We start from the raw sequence: 21015 nt of genomic DNA, 5'->3' as shown, positions 1-21015 counted from the left end.
TATGGTTGTTTCCATGCTAATTCCCCCTCGTAACTAGACGGATATAAATTGAATCGATTCCAATCGTCCCTGCCGCTCCCGGTCTACAGCTTCCAGCATGATCGCCAAGCTTCCCTTGCCCGCCTCATACCAAGCTCCCGGTAAATAAAAGGAATCCGGACTGCCGCCCGTTAACACGGGCCTGTTCGCATCGCTCGGAAGCCAAATTCGTCCGACGATCCGTCCCTCCAGAAATACGGTCAGCTTAAGCCCCGTTCCGGCAGCCTTTGCCCGCCAGCCTGCGCCGGCCTCCGAATTCACCGTGGAAGTAAAGAGCCATGCCGTCTCGCCCGGCGCAAGCAGGATAGGAAATTCCTTCGTTGATGCATTTGTCTGTTCGCTTTCCGCATGCTCGAACAGCTCCGCTTCTTCAGCAGCGCTTACCGTCCATCCTTCAGCCTCATGGCCCTCATAGAGGAGAACCTGCCCGGAAGGAAGACCAAGCACCCGCTCAACATAAACAGTGAGCACTACTTTCTCTCCCGCCGTTACATGCCCCGAAATATCAATATAAGGATCGAAGGGATGAACGGCTCCAATCTCTTTGCCGTCTATGAATAGGCGGGCAAGGGATTGTAAGCCCTTGAAATGCAGCGTCCACGAGCTCGCGTCCGCAGAAGCTTGGAAACTCTTCCGGTAATATTCGAATGCGGGATGGTCCGGAGACATCCAGCCTCCGAAATTAACGATCGGCCACATGCTGTCATCGGGTGATTCGACGAGCTCCTTGCGCAAAGCCCGATCCGCCGCGCGGTATACGCTCCAGCTGCGGCTGAGGTCCCTCGTCTCCGTTATCGCCGACACCCCTCCGAGGCCCTTCATCGCATGAAGACGAAGGCCTGGAAGCCTCGCGTCATCAAAGTTTGAATGGCCCCAAATTTCCACCCGGGCAAGCAGCTTTCCGTCATGCAGCTCTTTGCTGAACGGAATGAAGGCGCTGCCCCCGCCAGGCGTTAGCGTACCTGCATATTGACTGTCCGCATAAAGCGATACAACATCACTGCCCTGCCGTACTATAAAGCCTTGCACCGCTTTGCCTTCCGGCAGACGAACAGCCGCTTCATACCAGGCAAACCCGCGGTATATCCCTGTTTGCTCCAAGTAACCCGCCTGCTCCAGTATTGTTCGCCCGTTATCCGGATTTACGTTCATTGGTCCTGCGCCGGCGTCCAAGACGCTGAGCTTCCATTCTCCTGCCGCAGTCTCCGGCATGTCTGGATAGTTGAACGGCCCCCCAAGTTGAATATCGCCGTTCTCGTCGATACCCTCTATATAAAGCGCTTTCATTCTATCCGTTATAAAAAGTTTTAGCTCACGCCCATCCCCCATAAGAATCGAGCAGCAGCTGTCCTCCTCACCGTCGAACGCGATCGTTAGCCGCCCTTCCGACCATTCGGCCCTTGCATGATCCGCTTTCAGCTCAGCTTTCGAATCGAGCTGAAGCGTAATGACGCCTTTTCCCTCCGAGTGAAAGACAAGATTAGCCCCTTCGGTTGATTGTTCCGCCAGAAACAGCTCTGCGGTCGAAGACACGAGCAGCCCCTCAAAGCCCCACAGGCTTAGCGGAACCTGGCAAGGAAGCGCCAGCGACCGCCCCGCTCTAAGCGTAAATCCGCCTTCCGCGGGAGCATTCGCTTCATCGGCAGCCATCATGGCTACTTCTTTATCACGCTCATCCAAATTCGTTACAAACAGAAGGCTTCCGCCGCCTTTTAGCTGCAGGGCGTAGGGGCCTGCTACCCGGTAGCGGTCACCAGCTAAGACCCATTCGGTGGATAGTCCATTTCCGGCTGCCGCCTCCGCGAGCGGAGCCCCATAAGCCGTAATCAATCTGCTAAGCAAACGACCCTCATAGGCTTCCTCGCGAATATGTCCTTCCGGCGAGATCATTCCGCCGAAATCATAATCCGAGGTCATGAATGCGAGCGGCTTGCCCCAATTGTTCGTGGCGTTTGTAAACCCAAAATCCGTGCCTGACACCTGCAGATAAGGACCGAGCAGCTTCGCCCCGCAGGAAAGCAATCTGCGAAGCAGGTAATGCGCCCGATTTGTCTCCGTTACGAGCAGCGGGTAGCCGAGTCCCGCTAAGGTTCCGTTATAATGCAGCACCTTCTGCTCGAAATCAAGTTCACGATTATCCGGATAAAAGTTGCAGGTTGGAACAACGTTCTCGGCCAGCCCTGATGCTTGCAGGATGCCGCCTTGGCCCGCGCAAGCGAACAGCGGAACTGTAATTCCGTGGCTCAAAGCCATATCGCGCAATGCGCTGATATATCCTTTAGGATCATGGCAATCATAGAAATCGAGCTCATTATCGAGCTGAACGCCAATGACTGTTCCGCCCTCTCCTGCTTGGTATTGCTTCAACAAAGGCAATATGCGGTCAAACCATTTCGCAACATAGCTGAGGAAGCCCTCATCGTTATCGCGAAGCTTCAGCTCCTTTGTCAGCAGATAAGCTGGTAAGGCGCCGCCATCCCATTCGGAGCAAATATAAGGCCCCGGTCTGGCAACGACATATAAGCCCGCTTCCGCCGCCGCCGCTAAAAATTCAGATACATCGCGCTCTCCGCTAAAATCCCATTTCCCTTCCGCCGTTTCATGATAGTTCCACGGAAAGTAAACATCGATGCTGTTATAACCGAATGCTTTGAGCTGCGCCATCCGTTCCTTCCAAAGCGCCCTTGGAATGCGGAAGTAAAACAAGGATGCGCAAAGCAAAATATGTGAGGTGTCCCCAATTTTCACGGCATCCGCATCAAATTGCACGGCTGCTCTCGCTTCAATATCCATGAACATGTTATAACCTCCAACAAAATAGGTTAAAAGCTAGAAATATGTAACCCGTTTCATGTAACGGGTTACATATTTAGATAAAAATAAATACACTCTCAATGACCGGTATAAACAGAACGTGAATCTGCACGGTACTCTGATGTGTATCAATGGGATAACTATTTTGTAGGAAGAGGCCTAGCTGATCATGTAACGGGTTACATTCTTAAAGGCGACACCATATAATCTTTCGACATCTTGATTTTATTCACAAATGTAAGCGTTGTCAATCATTATTTTAAAACTGATTCTTAAGCGTTATTCGTTTCTCGCGGCGGGGCCGTAGACTCTCTGACAACCAGCTCAGGCCTTAATTTCGTGCTTTTGCTCACCTTGTTTTTGGTAATCATCTGATGGAGCAGCTCGGCTGCAGTCCGCCCAACATCATAGCATTTCAAAGAAATCGTAGTCAGCTCCGGTATGCTGTTCGAGGCGTAAGGGATATCATCAAAGCCAATCAGCGACAGTTCCTCCGGCACGCGGATTCCTGCTTTATGGGCCGTCTTCATCACACCGATGGCTAATAGATCGTTCGCACAAAAAATAGCGGTTGGAAGCTCCGGCAGCTCAAGCAGCTGATTCATGAACAGCTTGCCGTTCTCTACGGAGAAGCCTCCGCCGATTATCCATTCCTTGCGGGTCCGCAGCCCGTTTTTTTCCATTGTTTTGACAAAGCCCCGTATGCGCTGCGCCGTGTTGGACATATGACTATACCCGCCGACAAAAGCAATATTCTTATGCCCAAGATCGATGAGATGCTGCGTCGCAAGCTCTGCTCCCTCAAGCTCATCGGTATACACGCGGGTCATGCCCTCCCCGGGCAGGCTCCCGTTAATGAGCAGCAGCGGTACCCGCTTGCTTGCTTCCACAACCTCGCTAACCAGCTCCTTGCTTGGCTTGGCTAGATTGATTCTTCCACCAATCATCACAATGCCGTCTACCTGTTTCTCCATAAGGATGCTCAAATATTGCGATTCCCGCACATACTGCTCTGCTGAGTCGCCATTAGTCGATACCGTATCGCATAAAAAAAACGTATACCCTTTGCTGCGCGCCTCCTGGTCGAGGCCAGCCAACACCTCTGGAAAAAAAGGATTTGTAATATCCGGCAATATGACGCCAATCATCCCTGTTTCCTTTTTGAACAAGCTTCTCGCAAGCGCATTCGGCTGAAACTGATGCTTCGTTATCAGCTCCATCACACGGTCTCTCGTCGATTTTTTAACCGGTGCCGTGTTATTGATTACACGCGACACAGTGGCTACCGAGACGTTAGCTTCCCTAGCAATATCATAGACAGTTACCGGCTTGATAGCGGCACACTCCTTCGTCCAAAGTTCCATCATTCAGTAGAATAACAGACTTTGGATCAAATAGGAACGAGCACAATTCCTGATTTACAAATTAATCCAAAGATAATTCCGAATGCCCGCCCCTTATGGATTCTTTTACCTGAAAATCATTTGACATGCAAAAAAAAGGCTGCCCCCTCAGACATCAATCTGAAGGAACAGCCTCTCTCTTATGCGCTGCCTTTGCTTTCCTGTTCATCCTTGCTCTCCGTTACGAGCTCGCGCGCGGAGCTTTTGAATTCATGCAGCGTACGGCCAACCGCCCGCCCGAGTTCAGGGAGCTTCGAGGGCCCGAATACGATTAAAATGACGACTAGAATCATGATTAACCCTGGCAATCCAATACTTTGCAGCATGGCACATCACCTCATTCTTAGTTATAGGAATCTACTGCGATGTCTTCACAATAGCAGAAGCCATTAGGAGGCGTCTCGAAGTATGTCAGATAATATGACACGGTTTTTTTCAAGGAAAAATTTCATAATATAGAGGCAAATTCCCGGTTGTACGATCCGTCTAATTCTATTATAAAATGTTGGGTACATGATCTAATGACAGCTTATATCTCCATCATTATCATTAGGTACACATCTAGTTTGCGTCAGTTATTATAACACGAATAGAAGGGAGTGGCTTTTGCAACGCCAACACATAGCAAAAGGAGCTGTCATCATGTCGTTTATGGATAAACAAGTCATGAATATCGGAATGGTAAGCGAGCTGACCGGTTTATCGGAAAGACGAATTCGTTACTATGAAATTCGCAAGCTTATTTGCCCTAAACGAACCATCGGAGGCACTCGCAAATATTCCTTCCGTGATATTGAGAAGCTGGTTGAGATTAGCGAGCAAATGGAGATCGGATGGATGACTGCGGAGATCAGGCACAGCGCCAAGAAGCGCAGGACCAGCTCCGCGGCGAATGGTTAGGAGGGCTTACCCTATGCTGGCACAACCGAGTCTCATCGATCATTTAACCGAGCTGCGCAGAAGAATCATTTATATCCTGATTATGTTTGCCTTTGCTTTATGCGGCGGTATTGCGCTAGTCCGCCCCGTCCTGGCCTATTTGCAGCAATCCTATTCGCCTGCCCAGCCGATTCTATGGAATGCCTTCTCGCCATTTGACGCGCTGCAGCTCTACGTGCAAACTGGAGTTGTGATAGGCGTCGGCGCCTGCATTCCGTTTATTTTGCTTCAGGTTTGGCTGTTCGTTAAGCCGGCTTTGACTTTGAAAGAACGTAAATCACTTCCCTGGCTTATCCCGTTCGCGTTTCTGTTATTTCTTATCGGGCTTGCCTTCAGCTGGTTTATCGTTTTTCCGATGGCTGTCCAGTTCGCGTCTTCCGTTACCCGCTCCATGGGTTTAGTTGAAACTTACGGAGCCGCACAATACATTCAATTTCTTTTGCGCATCATTTTACCGTTGTCCCTTGCCTTCGAATATCCGATCGTGCTTATTTTTTTGGCCAGGCTTGGGCTTGTTACGCCAGAGCGTCTTCGGAAAAGCAGAAAATTCGCTTATGTCATCTTAGTTACCGTGTCTACCATACTGACACCGCCCGATTTTTTATCCGCCTTCATCGTGCTCATCCCATTAGTCATTTTGTTCGAAGCGAGCTTTCCCCTTGCAAAATGGGCAAACAAAAAAAGAGATTAGAGGAGGAATTATAGATGGATCAAGAAAATAAAGGCTTGTCCCGCAGAGAGTTTATTGGCAACGTCAGCAAAATAGGCGGTGCGTCTGCCGTTATTGGCGTTATGGGCACCATGGGCCTTTTCTCCCCCGATTCCGCCAGCGCAGCCGCCGAAGCGAAGAAAGAGGATTCAAAGTCCAAGAAACCAGGGAAAAACAGCTCTTATATGCTGTTAAACGTACGTCTGGAGAGCGGGTATAAATATGAGAACGGGCAGGTTGTCGCAACCGAAACCGTCCTTCGCAACCTGCAAATCGACAAAGGTAAAATTACTAAAATACTCGATACGAAAGCCGCTTACGGCAAAACCATCGACTGTTACGACGCAAAGGGCATGCTGCTCCTGCCTTCCTTCCGGGATATGCACATCCATTTGGATAAGACCTTTTACGGAGGGCCATGGCGGGCGGTCCGACCGACGAAAAACGGCATTTTTGACCGGATTATCGAGGAACAAACCTTGCTCCCGCAGCTGCTGCCAACCGCTCAGGCACGGGCCGAAAAACTCATAGAGCTTATATTGGGCTACGGGTCAACCTACGTTCGAAGCCACTGTAACATCGATCCGACCGTAGGCCTCAAAAATTTAGAGAATTTGAAGCTGGCCTTAGCTAACTATTCGGATAAAATCTCGCATGAAATCGTCGCTTTTCCGCAGCATGGCCTGCTTCGCTCCAATGTTGAGAGCATTATGCGCGATGCCATGCAGCTCGGTGTCACGCATGTCGGCGGATTAGATCCTACCCTAGTTGACGTCGACATGGAAAAATCGCTGCAAACGATGGTACAAATCGCCGTGGATTATAAAGCTGGCATCGACATTCACCTCCATGAGGGAGGTGAAACGGGAATCAAGGCCATCCGCCGCTTGGCCGAACTGACCGAGGAAGCTGGCCTTCAAGGGAAGGTTACGGTCAGCCACGCTTTCTCGCTCGCTTCTCTGACGGCAGGCGCCGATGTTGAAATGGCGGATCGCCTGGCTTCGCTCGGCATATCCATCGCTTCCTCCGTGCCCATCGGAAAAAGCGTCATGCCGATCCCGCTGCTTCAGAAGCAGAAGGTTAACGTCCTGCTTGGCAATGACAGCATCACCGATCACTGGTCGCCGTTCGGCATCGGCGATACGCTGCAAAAATCGCATCTTGCCGCGCAGTTATACGGCTGGTCAAGCGAATACAACTTATCTAGAGCTATTTCTCTCGCAACCGGCGGTATTACTCCTTTAGACGAGTCGGGCAAGCAAGTATGGCCTAAGGTTGGCGATGCCGCAACCGCCGTGCTTGTTGCGGCAAGCTGCTCAGCCGAGACGGTCGCTCGGCTGCCGAAGCGCGAAGCGGTTTTGCACAAAGGCACACTTTCCTCCGGCTCGCTAGAAGCGGTGAAACCTAAGAGATAACTGCTTCCAAGCGTCAAGCGTAAACGGCTGACGCCGTCCTTGCAGCAAAAGCTCGTTTCGCGGTGAAATATAAGCATCGTATAAGATTGAAATTTATATTCTCTTATATTTTCAAAAAAAGCTAGCCGCTCCCAATAAGAGCCGACTAGCTTTTTTATGTATTTTCCATCCTAGCTTTTGGCAGCAGTCCTTGCTCGCCCAATCTCATGCCGGCGCCGCAGCCAAATGCTTATGCCTGCCGCGAACATGATCATTCCTGTGGCGACAAATATCCAGTGGATACCGACTGCCAGTCCAAGCAAACCGCCGATTAGAGGTCCAAGCATGGACCCGAATTGATTGGCGCTCGTGGTCAGGCCAAACGATCTGCCTCTAAACTGCTCATCTGTGCTCTGCACAACAAGCGTATTGACGATTGGAGATATCCCGGCCATAAACAAGCCGAATACGAACTGCACAACCGCAAACAGCCATAAATCCTGTACAAAAAACTGCATGCTTACGACCAGTCCGGCACAGAGCAGGCATACGACGAGAATGTGGTAATAGCCTTTTCTCTCGCCCAGCCTCCCCCAGATTGGCGAAGCCAAAATGCCGGCGATCCCGATAAGCGAGAGCACAAAGCCCGCTGACAATACCGCTCCTTGCAATCCACCTTGCAGCTTAGCGATATGCAGGGTAAGCAGCGGCTGAATCATATTTACCGAAAGCTGGAACAACGCGAGCAGCAATAGCATGCTCATAAGGGCACGGTTGCGGAAAGCCATACGGTACGTGACCGGCTTCTCTTTTTTCTCTCCCGTCGCTTCCGTTTTACCTTCTTTCACCCAAATAATGACTGCCACTGTTGCAGCCAATATGATGATAGCTGCTACAACGAACGACCTCCTCAAACCGAAGGCTTGCGCTAGCAGACCGCCAAAAAGCGGACCGAGAATACCGCCGGTCATCGTACCCGCCTGCATCATGCCAAGGCTCCAGCCCAGCTTCTCCTTCGGCGCGACCGTGGCTACAATCGACATGGATGCCGGGACGAAGCCGCCTACGAAGCCATGCAGCATTCTAACGCCGACGAGCTGCCACGGCGTCTGCACAAATGCAATTAAGGAATAGATAACGGCTAAGCTGAGTCCTGCCCTAATGACCATTTTCCGTTTCCCATACTTGTCCGCAAGCAATCCCCACAAGGGCGCCATCACGGCCCCGACAAGAAAGGCCGAGGAATGTACAACGCCTGCCCATAGGTTAACGGAACTCTCCGGCACGCCCAAATCGAAGAGAAACAACGGCAGGAAAGGAACAGACATCGTGTAGCTTGAGCTGCAAAACAATACGCCGAACCAAAGAATCCACATTGTACGCTGCCATGATTGCAACTTAGTCATCCCTCCTTGCCCTGCTGATCAATATCCGATCCTAACTCACTAGTACCCACTATACGCCTCCTTTACCAATTGTTCAAAAACCGCAAAGGGGCGTATCCACAAGAAAACGCCCACAAAACCTATTTTGTTTAAGCGTAACAAGTTTTTTTGAGCTTAGAGCGGATCTTTATTGGAATGCTCTCCTTCATCCAAACGGAATACTTGCTTCAGCTTGCGGTATTCACCGGGTGTTAACGCCGTTTGCCTCTTAAATAGGCGAGTGAAATAGGTGTAGTCTGCAAGTCCGCACTGCTCGCTGATCTCCTTAAGCGGCAGCTCGGAATGAGCGAGCAGCCGCTTCGCGCGCTCGATCTGCAAATGATGACGGTACTGCATGGGGCTCATTCCTGTATATTGCTTTAAGCAGCGTGCCAAATAATCGAAATGATAATGCAGGTCATGCTCCATCCGAGCAGAGTCAAACGGTTGTTCTATTCGGCTTTCTAAATAGGAGGCAACCTTTTCGGAAAGAAAATACGAACGAGCCTGCGAGCTGTTTTTTATCCATCCATTTTGCAATTGGACCAACAGCTCCCCGAATAACACCTGCAATTCAAAAGCTCTGCGGCGTGTAAGCACTTGATGCAAGCTGAGCATCTTGTCCAGCAGCGGCAAAACCGTGCGTAAATCTATCGCTGCGAATTTAGGAATATGGAGCGTTGCGGGATAAGGAACGATATCTTGGTCCGTTCGCTGCAGCAGCGGCTGCTGCCAATTTGTTTTCTCCTTCAAAATCGGCTCCGAAGGCAGCGGATAGTCAAAATGGATCCAGTATACTTCGGTCTCTATATCATTTGGCCGATACCCGCGATGCGTTTTTCCGGGCTCAAGCACAAGCAGCATCCCTGCCTCAACCTCGTAGCTAATACCATCCTCTTCTATGTATAATGCGCCTTTTGCGCAAACGAGCAAATCAAATACTTCGAATTGGCGTTGGGCATGTATCACGCCCGGAGGCCAAAACGCATGACCGATTGCGGCCAGCAGCGGCATTGGCGGCGTTTGTATTTCAAGCACGAGCATCCCTTAGCACCTCCAAAACAAAGATGCAGAAATGGTACTATATAAAGTCGCTATTGTCAGCTGTATCCTGCCTTTGTTTCCTTTAGTGTGGTAGATATCATCTACTCTTTCATTCTACTAATAGGGGGACGTAAGACATGAATTTCCGTCAGGTTCATCTCGATTTCCATACCTCAGAAGCAATCAAGGGCATAGGAAATGCTTTTTCCAAGCAGCAATTTCAAGACATGCTCCGAACTGGATATGTAGATTCCATTACCGTGTTCTCCAAATGCCATCACGGCTGGGCTTACCACCCCTCCGAAGCGAATGAAACCCATCCCCATTTATCCTTCGATTTGCTCGGGGAACAAATCCAAGCGGCGCATGAGATTGGCGTTAAAACGCCGGTTTATTTATCAGCCGGCCTAGACGAGAAGCTTGCCCGCAGCCATCCCGAATGGCTGATCCGCGACCAGAACGAAAGGACCAACTGGGCACCTGATTTCATGACGCCTGGCTATCATCAATTTTGCATGAATTCACCCTATTTAGACTTACTCGCTCTTCAGGTGCAGGAGGTAGTAACCCGTTATGATGCCGATGGCATCTTCCTTGATATTGTGGGCATTCGCGAGTGTTATTGCCAATATTGCATTGCCGATATTCGCAAGCGAGGCTCCCACCCGCGCAATACGGACGATATGAAAAAAATGTGGGAAGAGACGTATTTCAACTATGCTGCGAGAATGAACGAGACTGTTCATTCCATCAAGCCCGGCTTGCCTGTTTTTCATAATAACGGACACATTGATCGAGGCCGTCGTGATCTTGTCCATTTGAATACGCATTTGGAGCTCGAATCGCTGCCTACGGGCGGATGGGGCTATGACCATTTTCCGCTTTCCGCACGTTACGCTCAAACCTTGGGCATAAATTTCCTTGGCATGACCGGCAAGTTTCATACGTCTTGGGGAGAATTCGGGGGGTATAAGCATCCGAATGCTTTGCGGTATGAAGCGGCGCTTAGTCTCGCTAATGGGGCACGCTGCTCAATAGGCGACCAGCTTCATCCCGCCGGTTTAATGGACCGCGCAACCTATGTTCTAATTGGTGAGGCTTACAAGGAAGTTGCCGAGAAGGAGGATTGGTGCCGGGATACGACATCCGTTGCCGATATCGCCCTATTATCCGTCGAAGCAGCATCCACGCAGTCTGGGGGCAGTCCCATTGACGAGCATAACAAGCATTCCGATACCGGAGCAGCAAGAATCTTGCTGGAAGGGCATTATCTCTTTGATGTCATTGATGTTCAAGCTGATTTGGCAAAATATAAGGTCATTCTGTTACCCGACGCTATCGTCATAACCGGTCAAATCAAGGAAAAGCTGACAGCCTTTCTCGCGCAGGGCGGCAAAGTGCTGGCAACCGGACGTTCAGGACTATCGCTTGACGGGACCCGGTTTGAATTGGATTTAGGCGCGCAATGGCAAGGGGTCTCCGCCTTTAAGCCTTCCTATTTCAAACCCGCATTTGAGCTGCCCTCCCTCCAAAATGCTTCCTTCGTCCTTTATGCCGAGGGACAGGAGGTTGCGCTGACGCCGAGCGGCACTGCTTTTGGCAGCCGGGAAAATGCATATTTCAATCGGGAGCTGTTTACGTTCTGCTCGCATCAGCATACGCCGTCCGATATGCAGGATGCGGGTCCCGGCATGACGGAAGGACCTGACGGCATTTATATTTCCTGGAATATGTTTGAGGATTACGCGGTTAAGGGCAGCCTTCCTGTCAAAGAGATCATTTGTTATGCGCTGGATCGGCTGCTTGCCAATAAATCGCTCCGCGCAAGCCTGCCGGCGCAGGGCATTACAACGCTGCAGGCCCAGCCTGGATCAAACCGTTTAATTAATCATCTGCTGTACGCTTCGCCAGTTCGGAGAGGGCAAAATGTGGAGGTCATCGAAGATCTGCCATGCCTTTCGGATACGAAGGTCTCCATCGCGGTTTCAGAGCCTGTCCGCGAGGTTTATTTAGCACCGCAAAATACCGCCCTCCCTTTCACGCAGGAGCAAGGTACGGTGAGCTATACCGTTCCCTCATGGTCATGTCATCAGATGGTTGTAATCCAGTTCTAAGGACAAATATTTACGCTAAAGGCAGCATAAAGACGAATACCCAGGGTTTCCCAAGGTATTCGTCTTTATTTGCAATTGATCAGCCGCTTTTTTCGCCGTACGTCCAGTATTCACGGGGGGCCCCCGCGTTGATCCGCGCTTTCTTAGGAAAGGGCCCGTGTCCTTCTGCCCGTGCTTGATCGGCAACTACCCTATCCTTGCTCCCAGTCTTACAAGTTTAACCCACCGCACGCTATCGAATTGGGTATCACGGCACCAGATGCTCAGTTAACGGATTGCGCGCAAACAAGCGTAAACGGCTGACGCCGTCTTTAGCGGCAGAAGCTCGTTTCGCGATGAAATATAAGCATTGTATAAGGTTAAAATTTATACTTTCTTATATTTTTAAAAAAGCTGTCCTACAAGGCCGATAACCTTGTGAGACAGCTCATTCCATCAAAAACTATAGTGTATTTACCGAATTAGCCTCGTTATCCGTTCCGAAAGCTTTAGTCCCGCGCGGCTGATCCCCCTTCGCATCAGGCTCTAGGGTTATACCAATGCTGTCAAAGGTTAATTGTTCCGACTCTATTCCCATCGCGAGCAGCCCTACCCCTTTCTCGTCAACGCGGAACGTGCCTGCGCTCGTTCGAATGCCTTCTCGGAGAAGCCAAACCTGATAAGCTTCCTCGTTTTTTGTTTCCTCAGCCCCGAACACATAGACGACAAACTGCTTGCTCTTTCCATTGTCAACTATGCATGCGACGCCATAAGCATGCTCTTTCTCCGTGGCTTCCGCCTTTAGCATCATAATCTGGACAATCTCGGATGCTGGAGCAAATAAAGCATTTTCGATGGTTTCTAACCGCGAATCCTTATTTTTAATGAAAGGATTATCCCATAACGAGCCGCTGACAAAAATTAGCACTGCCGCTGCTGCGCCAATTGCTGGCTTCCATAGCTTTCTTACACTTCGTGCTTTATGACGTTTAGACGCTGCTTTGGCAGCAGCCATTATTTGCTCCTTCAAATCCTCTGGAGGTTCGATTCGTTCCATGTCCAAGGGAAGCTCCTCCCATACGATCTGCAATTCGGCCAGCTCTTGCCTGCAAGAATCACAATAAGTCAAATGACGTTCGAATGCTTCCTTTTGCTCTTCGGAGCAAGCACCAGAAAGATAATCGAGTATGAAATCGCAATCGCTGCTGTATGTGTCGTCATTCATTTAAAGATCCCCCTTAGCCGCAAGATGCCTTCGCAATATTTTTAAAGTCTGATGAAGTCTGTTTTTGACCGTTCCGAGCGGCTGATCATACAGCTGTGCCAGCTCTGTTAAGCTAAAGCCCTGCCAATAAAAATGCTCGATCAGCGTTTTCTGTGATTTAGATAAATGCTTGCATGCCTGCTGAATTTGTTCCCTTAAGGAATGCCGGACAACATGCTCCTCGGGTGATAGGCCCGATTGATCAGGCAATTCATTAAATCGTTCCTCTGTTAGTTGCACAAGACCGGAAGCTTCTCTTCTTTGTTTGCGAATATGGTCCATCGTTATATTGCGGGTAATGGTAAGGAGCCAGCTTGTAAACCGTCCCTTATCCGGGTCATATTCCGATTCTGTCGTCCATAAACGCATAAATACCGCCTGTGAAATATCTCTTGCGGTTGGCTCATCCCGAACCGCCTTGATGGCGAAAGAATACACCAAAGCGCCGTACCGGTCATAAAGAACGGACAGCGCTTTATTTTTACCGTTTCTAATTAGCTGCATGAGTTCTTGATCGGTAAGATTAAGCATCAATTTGCGCCTCCACAACAGGCTCGTTATTTTCTTTATGTTATCAGGAACAGGAGCAGCTATAAACAGCTGCTCCTGATCTTTTTAATAAAAGATAAATTATTTCCCCTTCACTACGATGGACCCTCTCATGCCAGGATGGGGAATACAATAGTAGCCGAACTCGCCTGCGTCTGAGAAGGTAACCTTCATGCTTTCATTCTGGGCAAGCAGTTCCGTATCGAATTCTCCATTATCAGCAGTCGCAGAATGTTTTACTTCATCCTTATTGATAAAGGTAACGATATCGCCTTGTGAGATTTCGAGCTTTTCCGGTGAGAAGGCGAAGTTCGTAATCTCAACCGTATGAACGGTTACTGCGTCGGAAGGCTTGTCTTTTATTGGCGCCTCCGTTTTGACCGGTGTTTTAGGTGTTGGCTTAGGCTGTGCCGCAGTAGCCTTCGGAGTCGCTTCTGTCGCTTTCTCCTTTGCAGCCGGCTTCGGCTTCTGCGTTGCTTCAACCTTTTCCGTCTCCTTCGGCTCTTCCGTTTCAACCGGCTCCTGCTCGGGGGTGACTACATCCGTTGGACTAGGGATTGGAGTCGCACTTTCCGCCCCATGGCCATCATCATGCGCATTCTCATCAGCAGCTTCAGAGCTTGCGGGAGCAGCTGTCACATCCGTTGTATTTCGGGCAGCAGCCTCGTTTGCCTCCTGAGCTCCGCAGCCCGATAAGAAGAGGAGAAGCAGGATTAGCGTCAAACATCCATAAGTTATTTTTCGCATGTCTTCACGCTCACTTTACGATGATTTGACCCGTCATGAAAGACTTGTGCGGCTCGCAGAAATAATTATAAGTGCCCGGCTTATCGAAAGTTACCGTATAGGTTTCGCCTTTAGCGAGCAAAGGCGTGGTGAAGGAGCCATCCAAAGCAACCGCATTATGCTTCATCTCGTCGTAGTTAGTGAAGACAACCTTGGAGCCTGCTTCCACGGTAAGAGCTCCCGTGCCAAAGGAGTACTCTTTAATGTCAATATTGTACGTCTTAACCACCGGTGTGACTGGCGGCTTCGATGCAGTCGTTCCATCAAATTTGGCTGGATCTACGATATACCAGACATCGTTGACACCTTGTCCATTCAATTCTCCATGTGCTTTGTCTTTTATAAAATAATAGAGCGGGAACCCTTTGAATGAAGCTTGCTTGCTTCCATCCGAGCGGGTAATGGTTCCAATATCGCTTCCTTTGATTGTAGAGGGGACACTAACGCTTGATGATGAATAGGCAGGCCAATTGACGAGGCAATCGCCTTCGCAAACGCTTTTTCCAGATGTATCCTTGTCAAAATAATAAAGTGCTCTGCCATAATCGTCTGTCAAATAGTTGCCCGCTTCCTTCGAGGTGCCAAGCATAATCGCGTAATCCGACTTCGCCGCAAACCATACTCCCCCTACGCCCTCACCGGTTACATCGCCAGGCTTGCTATCCTTTACAAAATAATAGAGCGGCCAATTTTTATACGTTAACTGCTTCGCGCCGTCAGTCCGAGTAATAACGGCGAAGTCTGCTTTATTCAGCCAAGCCGGTATTTGCAGATTGGCATCGTAATAGATCGGCCAGTTCTTCAAGCAATCTCCTAGACAAGAATTAACATTCTCCGCATCCTTCGTGAAGAAATAGAGCGCGCGCCCGTTTTTATCCGTAAAATACTGGCCGAGCTTGTCGTTTTGCCCAAGACCAATTCGCTCGCCCTGCGGCAAAGCAGACCCGGAAGCAATGACTCCGCTCGCTTGCAGCGTATCAAAGAACGGCTTGCCATCCTTCGTACCAGCAGACAGCGCCTCGACAAGAGAGGTTGCTAGATGTGAATTCAATAGCGACGACTTGCCGGCAATCTCTTTCAAGCCATGCGAGGCCGCGAAGGTTTCCGATTGTTGGTATGTAAAGTCTGATCCGGATTTATAACCGAGATTCTCTAATATCACCTTGTAAAATTGCTGAGAGCTGATCGCTGCGCTTGGTTCAAAACGATTGTTGCCCGCTCCCTGCCAGCCTAGCTCCGGTTTGCTCTTCAAGTAAGCCAGAACAGATTGATTGGCTTTGCTAACTTGTGCAGCGTCGGAAAAATTAGGTTTGCCTGTATAGGCAAGTGCTTCCTTCAAATTCCCATTCAGGCGGAGCGAGATAATCGCAGCTTGCAAGCGCGTTGACGATTTACTTAAATAGGCCGCATCCACGCCCTGGCCGTCTCCAATAAGCAGTCCAAGCTCAAATGCCGTATCGGCATCGGACTTGATCCCAGGCGACGATTCCGCAGACGCCGTGCCAAGCGGAGCGGCAATGATTGTCGTGCACATTGCAGTAATCAAGAACAGTTTCTTAAATCGTGTAAGCATTAATAATTCCTCCTTTATTGTCTATTCATGTAGAGATAACGCTGCGGAGGAATGATAGGTTTGATTTAAATTAAATATTTTTTGCAAAAAAGAAAAATGGCGGTACAGGAATAGCCCCTGCACCGCCAATTTCTTTTCATTTATTTCTGTACAAAGCAAGCTAGGAGCCTAGCCGGCTCGATTCACTGCACGCGGAACGGCAAGCTCAGTCCGTGTCGTCAACGAGGGCTCTCATCTCTTGAACTACCTCATCCACTCTTGCATCGACCCCGTCATAGATCATTAAAATATTCGCAACCTGGTACTTCTTGTGCGCGGTTACGTCTGCCGCGGCTGTTTTGTTCTCGAAATCCTTTATGGCTTTCTTCACGCCGTTACTAGAATTGTAGACATAAATACTAACCAATTGATCTTCATTAATCATAAAAGCCTCAGGCTTTACCTTATTTAAAGTCTTAATAAATACATTATCCGGATGTACGCCTTTCGCCGCAGATAAAGGAATTTCATGTTTTTCAAATATGCCTTGCATTTGCTCTAACGTAAGATGCTTCTCTCGGTCCAAGCAACCTGTCAGCATGAAGCAAACCGCGACGAGTATGACCATCATTTTTTTCAAAACATTCCCTCCTTTACCTGTTAAGACGCTTGATATGGCGAATAGGTTTCAATCGCCGCGCAGCAGCAGCAATCCCAGGCTGGCCTTTAACTTTTCATGATAAAAGCGCTAGAAGCGATGCGGCTCCCTCATGCGCCGGAGCAAGCTCCAAAGCAAGCTGCGCATAATGCGATGCAGCCGTCTCCTGCTCGGTTTCATAGCAGCAAATTGCCATAAAGTAGAACACTTCGGCATTCCCCTCATGATCGGCCAGCGACCGTTCAAAGAAGATTCGCCCATCCTCGTACAGCTCCAGCTGATAAAGCAGCATGGCGCAGGCCAGTGCCAGGTCCTGCTGCTCATTTAACGGATAATAGCCAGTCCACATCGCATGTATGCCTTGGCGCAAATCCTCTGCTTCTTCCTCTCCGCCATCCGGGAGCAGAAGGTCAATACGCTTGGCGCTTTGAAGGAACAGCTGGGAATCATAACGCGCAAGCCGCCAAAAGGCTAAGATTTGGGACAGCTCAAGCGTCTCCACATGTTCATCAAACCAAAGCTTTATGCTAAAAAAATCATCCGGCCCAAAACGATCGACAAAACGGCGGTAAGCTAAGCGCGTTTGGACAAAGCTAAGCGGATTTTGCAGCATAAGGATGCAGCCCACATTCAGGTTTTTATAGTGATGCTCCGTGAAGGAGACTAAAGCACCCTTTTGCTCAAAGGTATGCTGAATGGCATGGTAGTTCGCCGTTAATGAAAAGCTTCCGTGATGAATGAGCTTTGGCGGCTCGGCAAATTCCCAGTTTTCCAGACGGTGGTCGCCTTTATCCGCGGTGAGCAGCGCAAATCCCGTTTGCGAAAGCTGCCCTAACCGCTGCAGGCAAGTCAGCCCGATTACCGGGAAAAGAATATGCGAATCCTCAAGCTTCTGCTTGTACAGCTCAATAACATCGCGGAACGGATACGATTCCTGCTCATACTCGGCTGCTCGATGATAATGATATTCGGGCACGAGTTTTCCCAGCCTGTCAGAAGCGGTCAGAAGGCCGTTCTTCTCCTCCGCATCTTCTGCCTCCACCTGCAAGGATACTCTGCATTCATAAATTTTGCTCTCATCGACATAGAGCAGCTCTTGCGGGATGCTGTCAAAAAAGTAATTGGCGACGATGAGCAGCGGCTGCTCCAAATCGCCCGGCCTTATCGTTATGCCGGATTCCGTCAAATGCAGCTCAGTATCCTTGACCGCATCAAACTGCGCAAAATCAAGTAAGCCTTGCTGAACAAACGGCATTAGGCTGCGATGCTGCTGCCAATAGGTTATATTTTTGACCGGTAGATCACTCATCACATAACGTAACGGCGGGAGGCTCATCCCTGCAAAATCAATCAGCAGGGCAAGCTCCTTCAATACATGAAATGCTAACTGGCCTGATCCCGCACCGAGCTCAACAATCGTTACTGGCTCAGAAGTATGCCCATGCGCCGCCCGATCCTGAAGAAATCCAAATATAATCTCCGCATAGGCCGTCGCAATGATTGGATTGCTCGTAATGTATTGCGGCACTTCCTCCCGCTGCCAAGCCTCAATTCCCTGCTCTTCAAAATAGGTACGCTGCAGCTCCCAAATCGGCGCCTCACTAAAACGGTAAATTTGCTGATCGCGATTAGTCATCCTATATCACCCAATTTGCTCAATTTTTGCTTCATAACCAGACATGCTGCATCCCGCATCCAAAGACCATGCCCTTTCTAGGCCATCAAAATATAGTTCTGTCTATAGCGATTGCTATTTACAGGAATTACTCCTGCTAATTCTGCTCATTCAACTGTATTTGATCGTTTAACTGGAGTAACTCCCGCTAATAAGCGTTTATTGCCTCTAATTGCTCTGTAACCTTGAGATTAGATGGAGTAATTCCCGTTAAACAAAACGGTCATACCTGCGAAGAGAAATTAGGGGTCATTTCTCCCGTTAATTACTTAGGCCATAAACTTTTGTTACGCCATAGAAATTGGACAGCGTAACGGCGGCGGCCGACGTCCTAAGCGTAAAAGCTCGTTTCGCGGTGTAATCTAAACATCCTATATGATTAAAATGTACACTTGATTTTATTTAAAAAAAGCCTGTCTAATCCTTAACGATTAGACAGGTTTTTGATAAGACGGTTTAAAATACCTTCGTGGTCCAGGATTCACAGTTCCATGTATCTGTCACGACATCACGGTAAAATTCCGGTTCATGAGAAATGAGTAGAATGCTGCCCTTGTACGCTTTAAGGGCGCGCTTCAGCTCGTCCTTCGCATCTACGTCCAAGTGGTTTGTCGGCTCATCGAGCACAAGAAGATTCGTCTCGCTGTTGATCAGCTTGCAAAGGCGAACCTTCGCCTTCTCGCCGCCGCTGAGCACCGCGATCTTGCTTTCAATATGCTTGGTCGTAAGGCCGCATTTTGCGAGCGCTGCGCGCACTTCAAATTGAGAGTAAGACGGGAATTCCTTCCACACATCTTCAATACAGGTGTTATAGTTGGTTTCTTTCATTTCCTGTTGGAAATAGCCGACCTGCTGGTGCTCACCGCGTTGAACCGTTCCTGAAATCGCTTGGATTTCACCCAAAATACTGCGCAGCAGCGTCGTTTTACCGATACCGTTCGCGCCGACGAGCGCGATCTTCTGTCCGCGTTCCATACGGAGATCAAGCGGACGCGACAACGGGCTGTCGTAGCCGATTACAAGGTCCTTCGTCTCGAAAATCAGCTTGCCGGACGTTCTTCCGTCCTTGAAGTTGAACTGCGGCTTCGGCTTTTCCTTCGCAATCTCGATAACTTCCATCTTGTCGAGCTTCTTCTGGCGGGACATCGCCATGTTCCGCGTCGCCACGCTGGCTTTGTTGCGCGCAACGAAGTCCTTCAAATCAGCGATTTCCTGCTGCTGCCGTTTAAACGCGGATTCAAGCTGCTGCTTTTTCATTTCATGAACCTGCTGGAAATACTCGTAGTCGCCGACATAGCGGTTTAACTCTTGGTTTTCCATATGGTAAATCAAGTTGATTACGCTGTTCAGGAACGGAATATCATGCGAGATGAGAATAAAAGCATTCTCGTATTCCTGCAGGTAACGCTTCAGCCATTCGATATGCTGTTCATCCAAATAGTTCGTAGGCTCATCCAGAAGCAGGATGTCCGGTTTCTCGAGCAGCAGCTTCGCCAACAGTACCTTCGTACGCTGTCCGCCGCTCAAATCGTTAACATCCTTGTCCAGCCCAATATCGGTAAGTCCGAGGCCGCGTGCCGTTTCTTCGATCTTCGCATCGATCAAATAAAAATCCTGATTCGTCAGCGTATCCTGGATGGTTCCCACGTCCTCAAGCAGCTTTTCCAGCTCCTCCGGCGTGACATCGCCCATCCGGCCGTACATATCGTTCATCTCCTGCTCCATGTCGAACAGGTATTGGAAGGCTCCCTTAAGCACGTCGCGGATCGTTGATCCTTTGCTCAGCACCGCGTGCTGATCCAGGTAACCGACGCGCATGCGCTTGGACCATTCAACCTTGCCGTCATCCGGCTGGAGCTTTCCTGTAATAATGTTCATGAAAGTGGACTTGCCCTCGCCGTTGGCGCCGATCAGCCCAATGTGCTCGCCTTTCAGCAGGCGAAAGGATACATCATTGAAGATCGCGCGGTCTCCAAAGCCGTGGCTTAGTCGTTCTACGTTTAATATGCTCATGAATGACACCTTTTCTTTTGTAATATTCTCGTATTATTATAAACGTTAAGGGGCCTACAACTCAATGTAGGATTCCTTCCTGCTTGTAATCTTTCATTGACATATCATGTTATAAGTAGTGAAATCAGCCGTTCAAACCACACATGGAGGCGTTTAATATGAAATTTCAATCCATCATCGAGCTTGGAGGCAAAACGGCTACAGGCTTTTCCGTTCCGGAAGAGGTCGTTACAGCCCTCGGCACAAGCAAGAAACCGGCTGTTAAAATCACGATCAACGCTTACACCTACCGGAGTACCGTCGCTTCAATGGGCGGGCGATTTATGATTCCCCTTAGCGCTGAGAACCGGAAAGGCGCCGGCGTTGCGGCCGGCGATGAAGTAGAGGTAGACATTGAGCTCGATACGGAGCCTCGTGAAATTGTTGTCCCGGATGATTTGTCAGACGCGCTTAATGGTGAAGCAGCAGCAAGATCTTATTTTGATGGATTATCTTACAGCAACAAGCGCCGTTTGGTTATCCCAATCGAGGACGCGAAGACGGCTGAAACCCGGCAGCGGCGGATAGATAAAACCGTAGCATTGCTGAAAGAGGGACGCACTTCGTAGTCAAGCCGCAAATAAAACGAGAGCTCCTCCATAGAGCTCTCGTAATTGTTT

General features: G+C 49.4%; 17 protein-coding genes. 5 read left to right on the top strand and 12 right to left on the bottom strand.

Features of this window, described 5'->3' with window-relative positions:
• Positions 1-33 precede the first annotated feature (33 nt).
• The 3 genes from RCO25_RS07375 to RCO25_RS07365 all read right to left on the bottom strand — a co-directional run bounded on the left by RCO25_RS07375 (position 34) and on the right by RCO25_RS07365 (position 4582).
• Positions 34-2838, bottom strand: coding sequence for a beta-galactosidase (locus RCO25_RS07375; RefSeq protein WP_308995494.1), 2805 nt, complete (start codon positions 2836-2838; stop codon positions 34-36).
• A 287-nt stretch (positions 2839-3125) separates the two neighbouring features.
• On the bottom strand, positions 3126-4187 hold the full coding sequence (locus tag RCO25_RS07370; protein ID WP_308995572.1) for a LacI family DNA-binding transcriptional regulator: 1062 nt from the start codon (positions 4185-4187) through the stop codon (positions 3126-3128).
• Positions 4188-4396: 209 nt separating this feature from the next.
• The gene (locus RCO25_RS07365; protein ID WP_308995493.1) at positions 4397-4582 is read right to left on the bottom strand and encodes a twin-arginine translocase TatA/TatE family subunit; all 186 of its coding nucleotides are present in this window, start codon (positions 4580-4582) and stop codon (positions 4397-4399) included.
• A 316-nt stretch (positions 4583-4898) separates the two neighbouring features.
• Between RCO25_RS07365 and RCO25_RS07360 the strand changes: the two genes are divergently transcribed.
• From RCO25_RS07360 to RCO25_RS07350, 3 genes are all read left to right on the top strand, one after another.
• Positions 4899-5156 (top strand): MerR family transcriptional regulator, encoded by a 258-nt coding sequence (locus tag RCO25_RS07360; protein ID WP_308995492.1) that lies wholly within the window; start codon positions 4899-4901, stop codon positions 5154-5156.
• A 13-nt stretch (positions 5157-5169) separates the two neighbouring features.
• The gene (gene tatC / locus RCO25_RS07355) at positions 5170-5886 is read left to right on the top strand and encodes a twin-arginine translocase subunit TatC (RefSeq protein ID WP_308995491.1); all 717 of its coding nucleotides are present in this window, start codon (positions 5170-5172) and stop codon (positions 5884-5886) included.
• A 203-nt stretch (positions 5887-6089) separates the two neighbouring features.
• Positions 6090-7319, top strand: a complete 1230-nt coding sequence (locus RCO25_RS07350) for an amidohydrolase family protein (RefSeq protein ID WP_308995571.1) — start codon at positions 6090-6092, stop codon at positions 7317-7319.
• 170 nt (positions 7320-7489) lie between these two features.
• Here RCO25_RS07350 and RCO25_RS07345 read toward each other — a convergent pair whose 3' ends face one another.
• Positions 7490-8704: an MFS transporter gene (locus RCO25_RS07345; RefSeq protein ID WP_308995490.1), complete on the bottom strand. Its 1215-nt coding sequence runs from the start codon at positions 8702-8704 to the stop codon at positions 7490-7492.
• A gap of 153 nt (positions 8705-8857) precedes the next feature.
• The gene (locus tag RCO25_RS07340; RefSeq protein WP_308995489.1) at positions 8858-9766 is read right to left on the bottom strand and encodes a helix-turn-helix domain-containing protein; all 909 of its coding nucleotides are present in this window, start codon (positions 9764-9766) and stop codon (positions 8858-8860) included.
• Positions 9767-9903: 137 nt separating this feature from the next.
• On the opposite strand from RCO25_RS07340, the gene RCO25_RS07335 reads away from it, so the two are divergent.
• A complete protein-coding gene (locus RCO25_RS07335) occupies positions 9904-11880 on the top strand; it encodes a beta-galactosidase trimerization domain-containing protein (RefSeq protein ID WP_308995488.1) in 1977 nt (658 codons plus the stop codon).
• A 442-nt stretch (positions 11881-12322) separates the two neighbouring features.
• Here RCO25_RS07335 and RCO25_RS07330 read toward each other — a convergent pair whose 3' ends face one another.
• The 7 genes from RCO25_RS07330 to RCO25_RS07300 form a co-directional block, all read right to left on the bottom strand.
• Positions 12323-13084 carry an anti-sigma factor gene (locus RCO25_RS07330; RefSeq protein ID WP_308995487.1) on the bottom strand — a complete coding sequence of 254 codons (762 nt, stop codon included), beginning with the start codon at positions 13082-13084 and terminating at the stop codon, positions 12323-12325.
• Complete coding sequence (locus RCO25_RS07325; protein ID WP_308995486.1) at positions 13085-13654, bottom strand: RNA polymerase sigma factor; 570 nt, start codon at positions 13652-13654, stop codon at positions 13085-13087.
• A 99-nt stretch (positions 13655-13753) separates the two neighbouring features.
• Complete coding sequence (locus tag RCO25_RS07320; RefSeq protein ID WP_308995485.1) at positions 13754-14419, bottom strand: cupredoxin domain-containing protein; 666 nt, start codon at positions 14417-14419, stop codon at positions 13754-13756.
• Positions 14420-14429: 10 nt separating this feature from the next.
• Positions 14430-16031, bottom strand: a complete 1602-nt coding sequence (locus RCO25_RS07315) for a plastocyanin/azurin family copper-binding protein (protein WP_308995484.1) — start codon at positions 16029-16031, stop codon at positions 14430-14432.
• Positions 16032-16236: 205 nt separating this feature from the next.
• Positions 16237-16641 carry a hypothetical protein gene (locus RCO25_RS07310; protein WP_308995570.1) on the bottom strand — a complete coding sequence of 135 codons (405 nt, stop codon included), beginning with the start codon at positions 16639-16641 and terminating at the stop codon, positions 16237-16239.
• Between the two features lie 103 nt (positions 16642-16744).
• Positions 16745-18304 carry an SAM-dependent methyltransferase gene (locus RCO25_RS07305; RefSeq protein WP_308995483.1) on the bottom strand — a complete coding sequence of 520 codons (1560 nt, stop codon included), beginning with the start codon at positions 18302-18304 and terminating at the stop codon, positions 16745-16747.
• 495 nt (positions 18305-18799) lie between these two features.
• Positions 18800-20356: an ABC-F family ATP-binding cassette domain-containing protein gene (locus RCO25_RS07300; RefSeq protein ID WP_308995482.1), complete on the bottom strand. Its 1557-nt coding sequence runs from the start codon at positions 20354-20356 to the stop codon at positions 18800-18802.
• Between the two features lie 158 nt (positions 20357-20514).
• On the opposite strand from RCO25_RS07300, the gene RCO25_RS07295 reads away from it, so the two are divergent.
• A complete protein-coding gene (locus tag RCO25_RS07295; RefSeq protein ID WP_308995481.1) occupies positions 20515-20964 on the top strand; it encodes a YdeI/OmpD-associated family protein in 450 nt (149 codons plus the stop codon).
• Positions 20965-21015 lie beyond the last annotated feature (51 nt).

It is taken from the genome of Paenibacillus sp. LHD-38, assembly GCF_031157315.1.
Classification (GTDB): Bacteria; Bacillota; Bacilli; order Paenibacillales; family Paenibacillaceae; genus Pristimantibacillus.
The sequence above is the reverse complement of the archived record's forward strand: the minus strand, read 5'-3'. Positions and strand labels throughout refer to the sequence as shown.

Coding starts and splice junctions, on each gene's coding strand:
- RCO25_RS07315 (WP_308995484.1), bottom strand. CDS start 16,031: ATGCTTACACGATTTAAGAAACTGTTCTTGATTACTGCAATGTGCACG.
- RCO25_RS07325 (WP_308995486.1), bottom strand. CDS start 13,654: ATGCTTAATCTTACCGATCAAGAACTCATGCAGCTAATTAGAAACGGT.
- RCO25_RS07305 (WP_308995483.1), bottom strand. CDS start 18,304: ATGACTAATCGCGATCAGCAAATTTACCGTTTTAGTGAGGCGCCGATT.
- tatC (WP_308995491.1), top strand. CDS start 5,170: ATGCTGGCACAACCGAGTCTCATCGATCATTTAACCGAGCTGCGCAGA.
- RCO25_RS07360 (WP_308995492.1), top strand. CDS start 4,899: ATGTCGTTTATGGATAAACAAGTCATGAATATCGGAATGGTAAGCGAG.
- RCO25_RS07335 (WP_308995488.1), top strand. CDS start 9,904: ATGAATTTCCGTCAGGTTCATCTCGATTTCCATACCTCAGAAGCAATC.
- RCO25_RS07300 (WP_308995482.1), bottom strand. CDS start 20,356: ATGAGCATATTAAACGTAGAACGACTAAGCCACGGCTTTGGAGACCGC.
- RCO25_RS07345 (WP_308995490.1), bottom strand. CDS start 8,704: ATGACTAAGTTGCAATCATGGCAGCGTACAATGTGGATTCTTTGGTTC.
- RCO25_RS07340 (WP_308995489.1), bottom strand. CDS start 9,766: ATGCTCGTGCTTGAAATACAAACGCCGCCAATGCCGCTGCTGGCCGCA.
- RCO25_RS07330 (WP_308995487.1), bottom strand. CDS start 13,084: ATGAATGACGACACATACAGCAGCGATTGCGATTTCATACTCGATTAT.
- RCO25_RS07295 (WP_308995481.1), top strand. CDS start 20,515: ATGAAATTTCAATCCATCATCGAGCTTGGAGGCAAAACGGCTACAGGC.
- RCO25_RS07375 (WP_308995494.1), bottom strand. CDS start 2,838: ATGTTCATGGATATTGAAGCGAGAGCAGCCGTGCAATTTGATGCGGAT.
- RCO25_RS07365 (WP_308995493.1), bottom strand. CDS start 4,582: ATGCTGCAAAGTATTGGATTGCCAGGGTTAATCATGATTCTAGTCGTC.
- RCO25_RS07320 (WP_308995485.1), bottom strand. CDS start 14,419: ATGCGAAAAATAACTTATGGATGTTTGACGCTAATCCTGCTTCTCCTC.
- RCO25_RS07350 (WP_308995571.1), top strand. CDS start 6,090: ATGCTGTTAAACGTACGTCTGGAGAGCGGGTATAAATATGAGAACGGG.
- RCO25_RS07310 (WP_308995570.1), bottom strand. CDS start 16,641: ATGATGGTCATACTCGTCGCGGTTTGCTTCATGCTGACAGGTTGCTTG.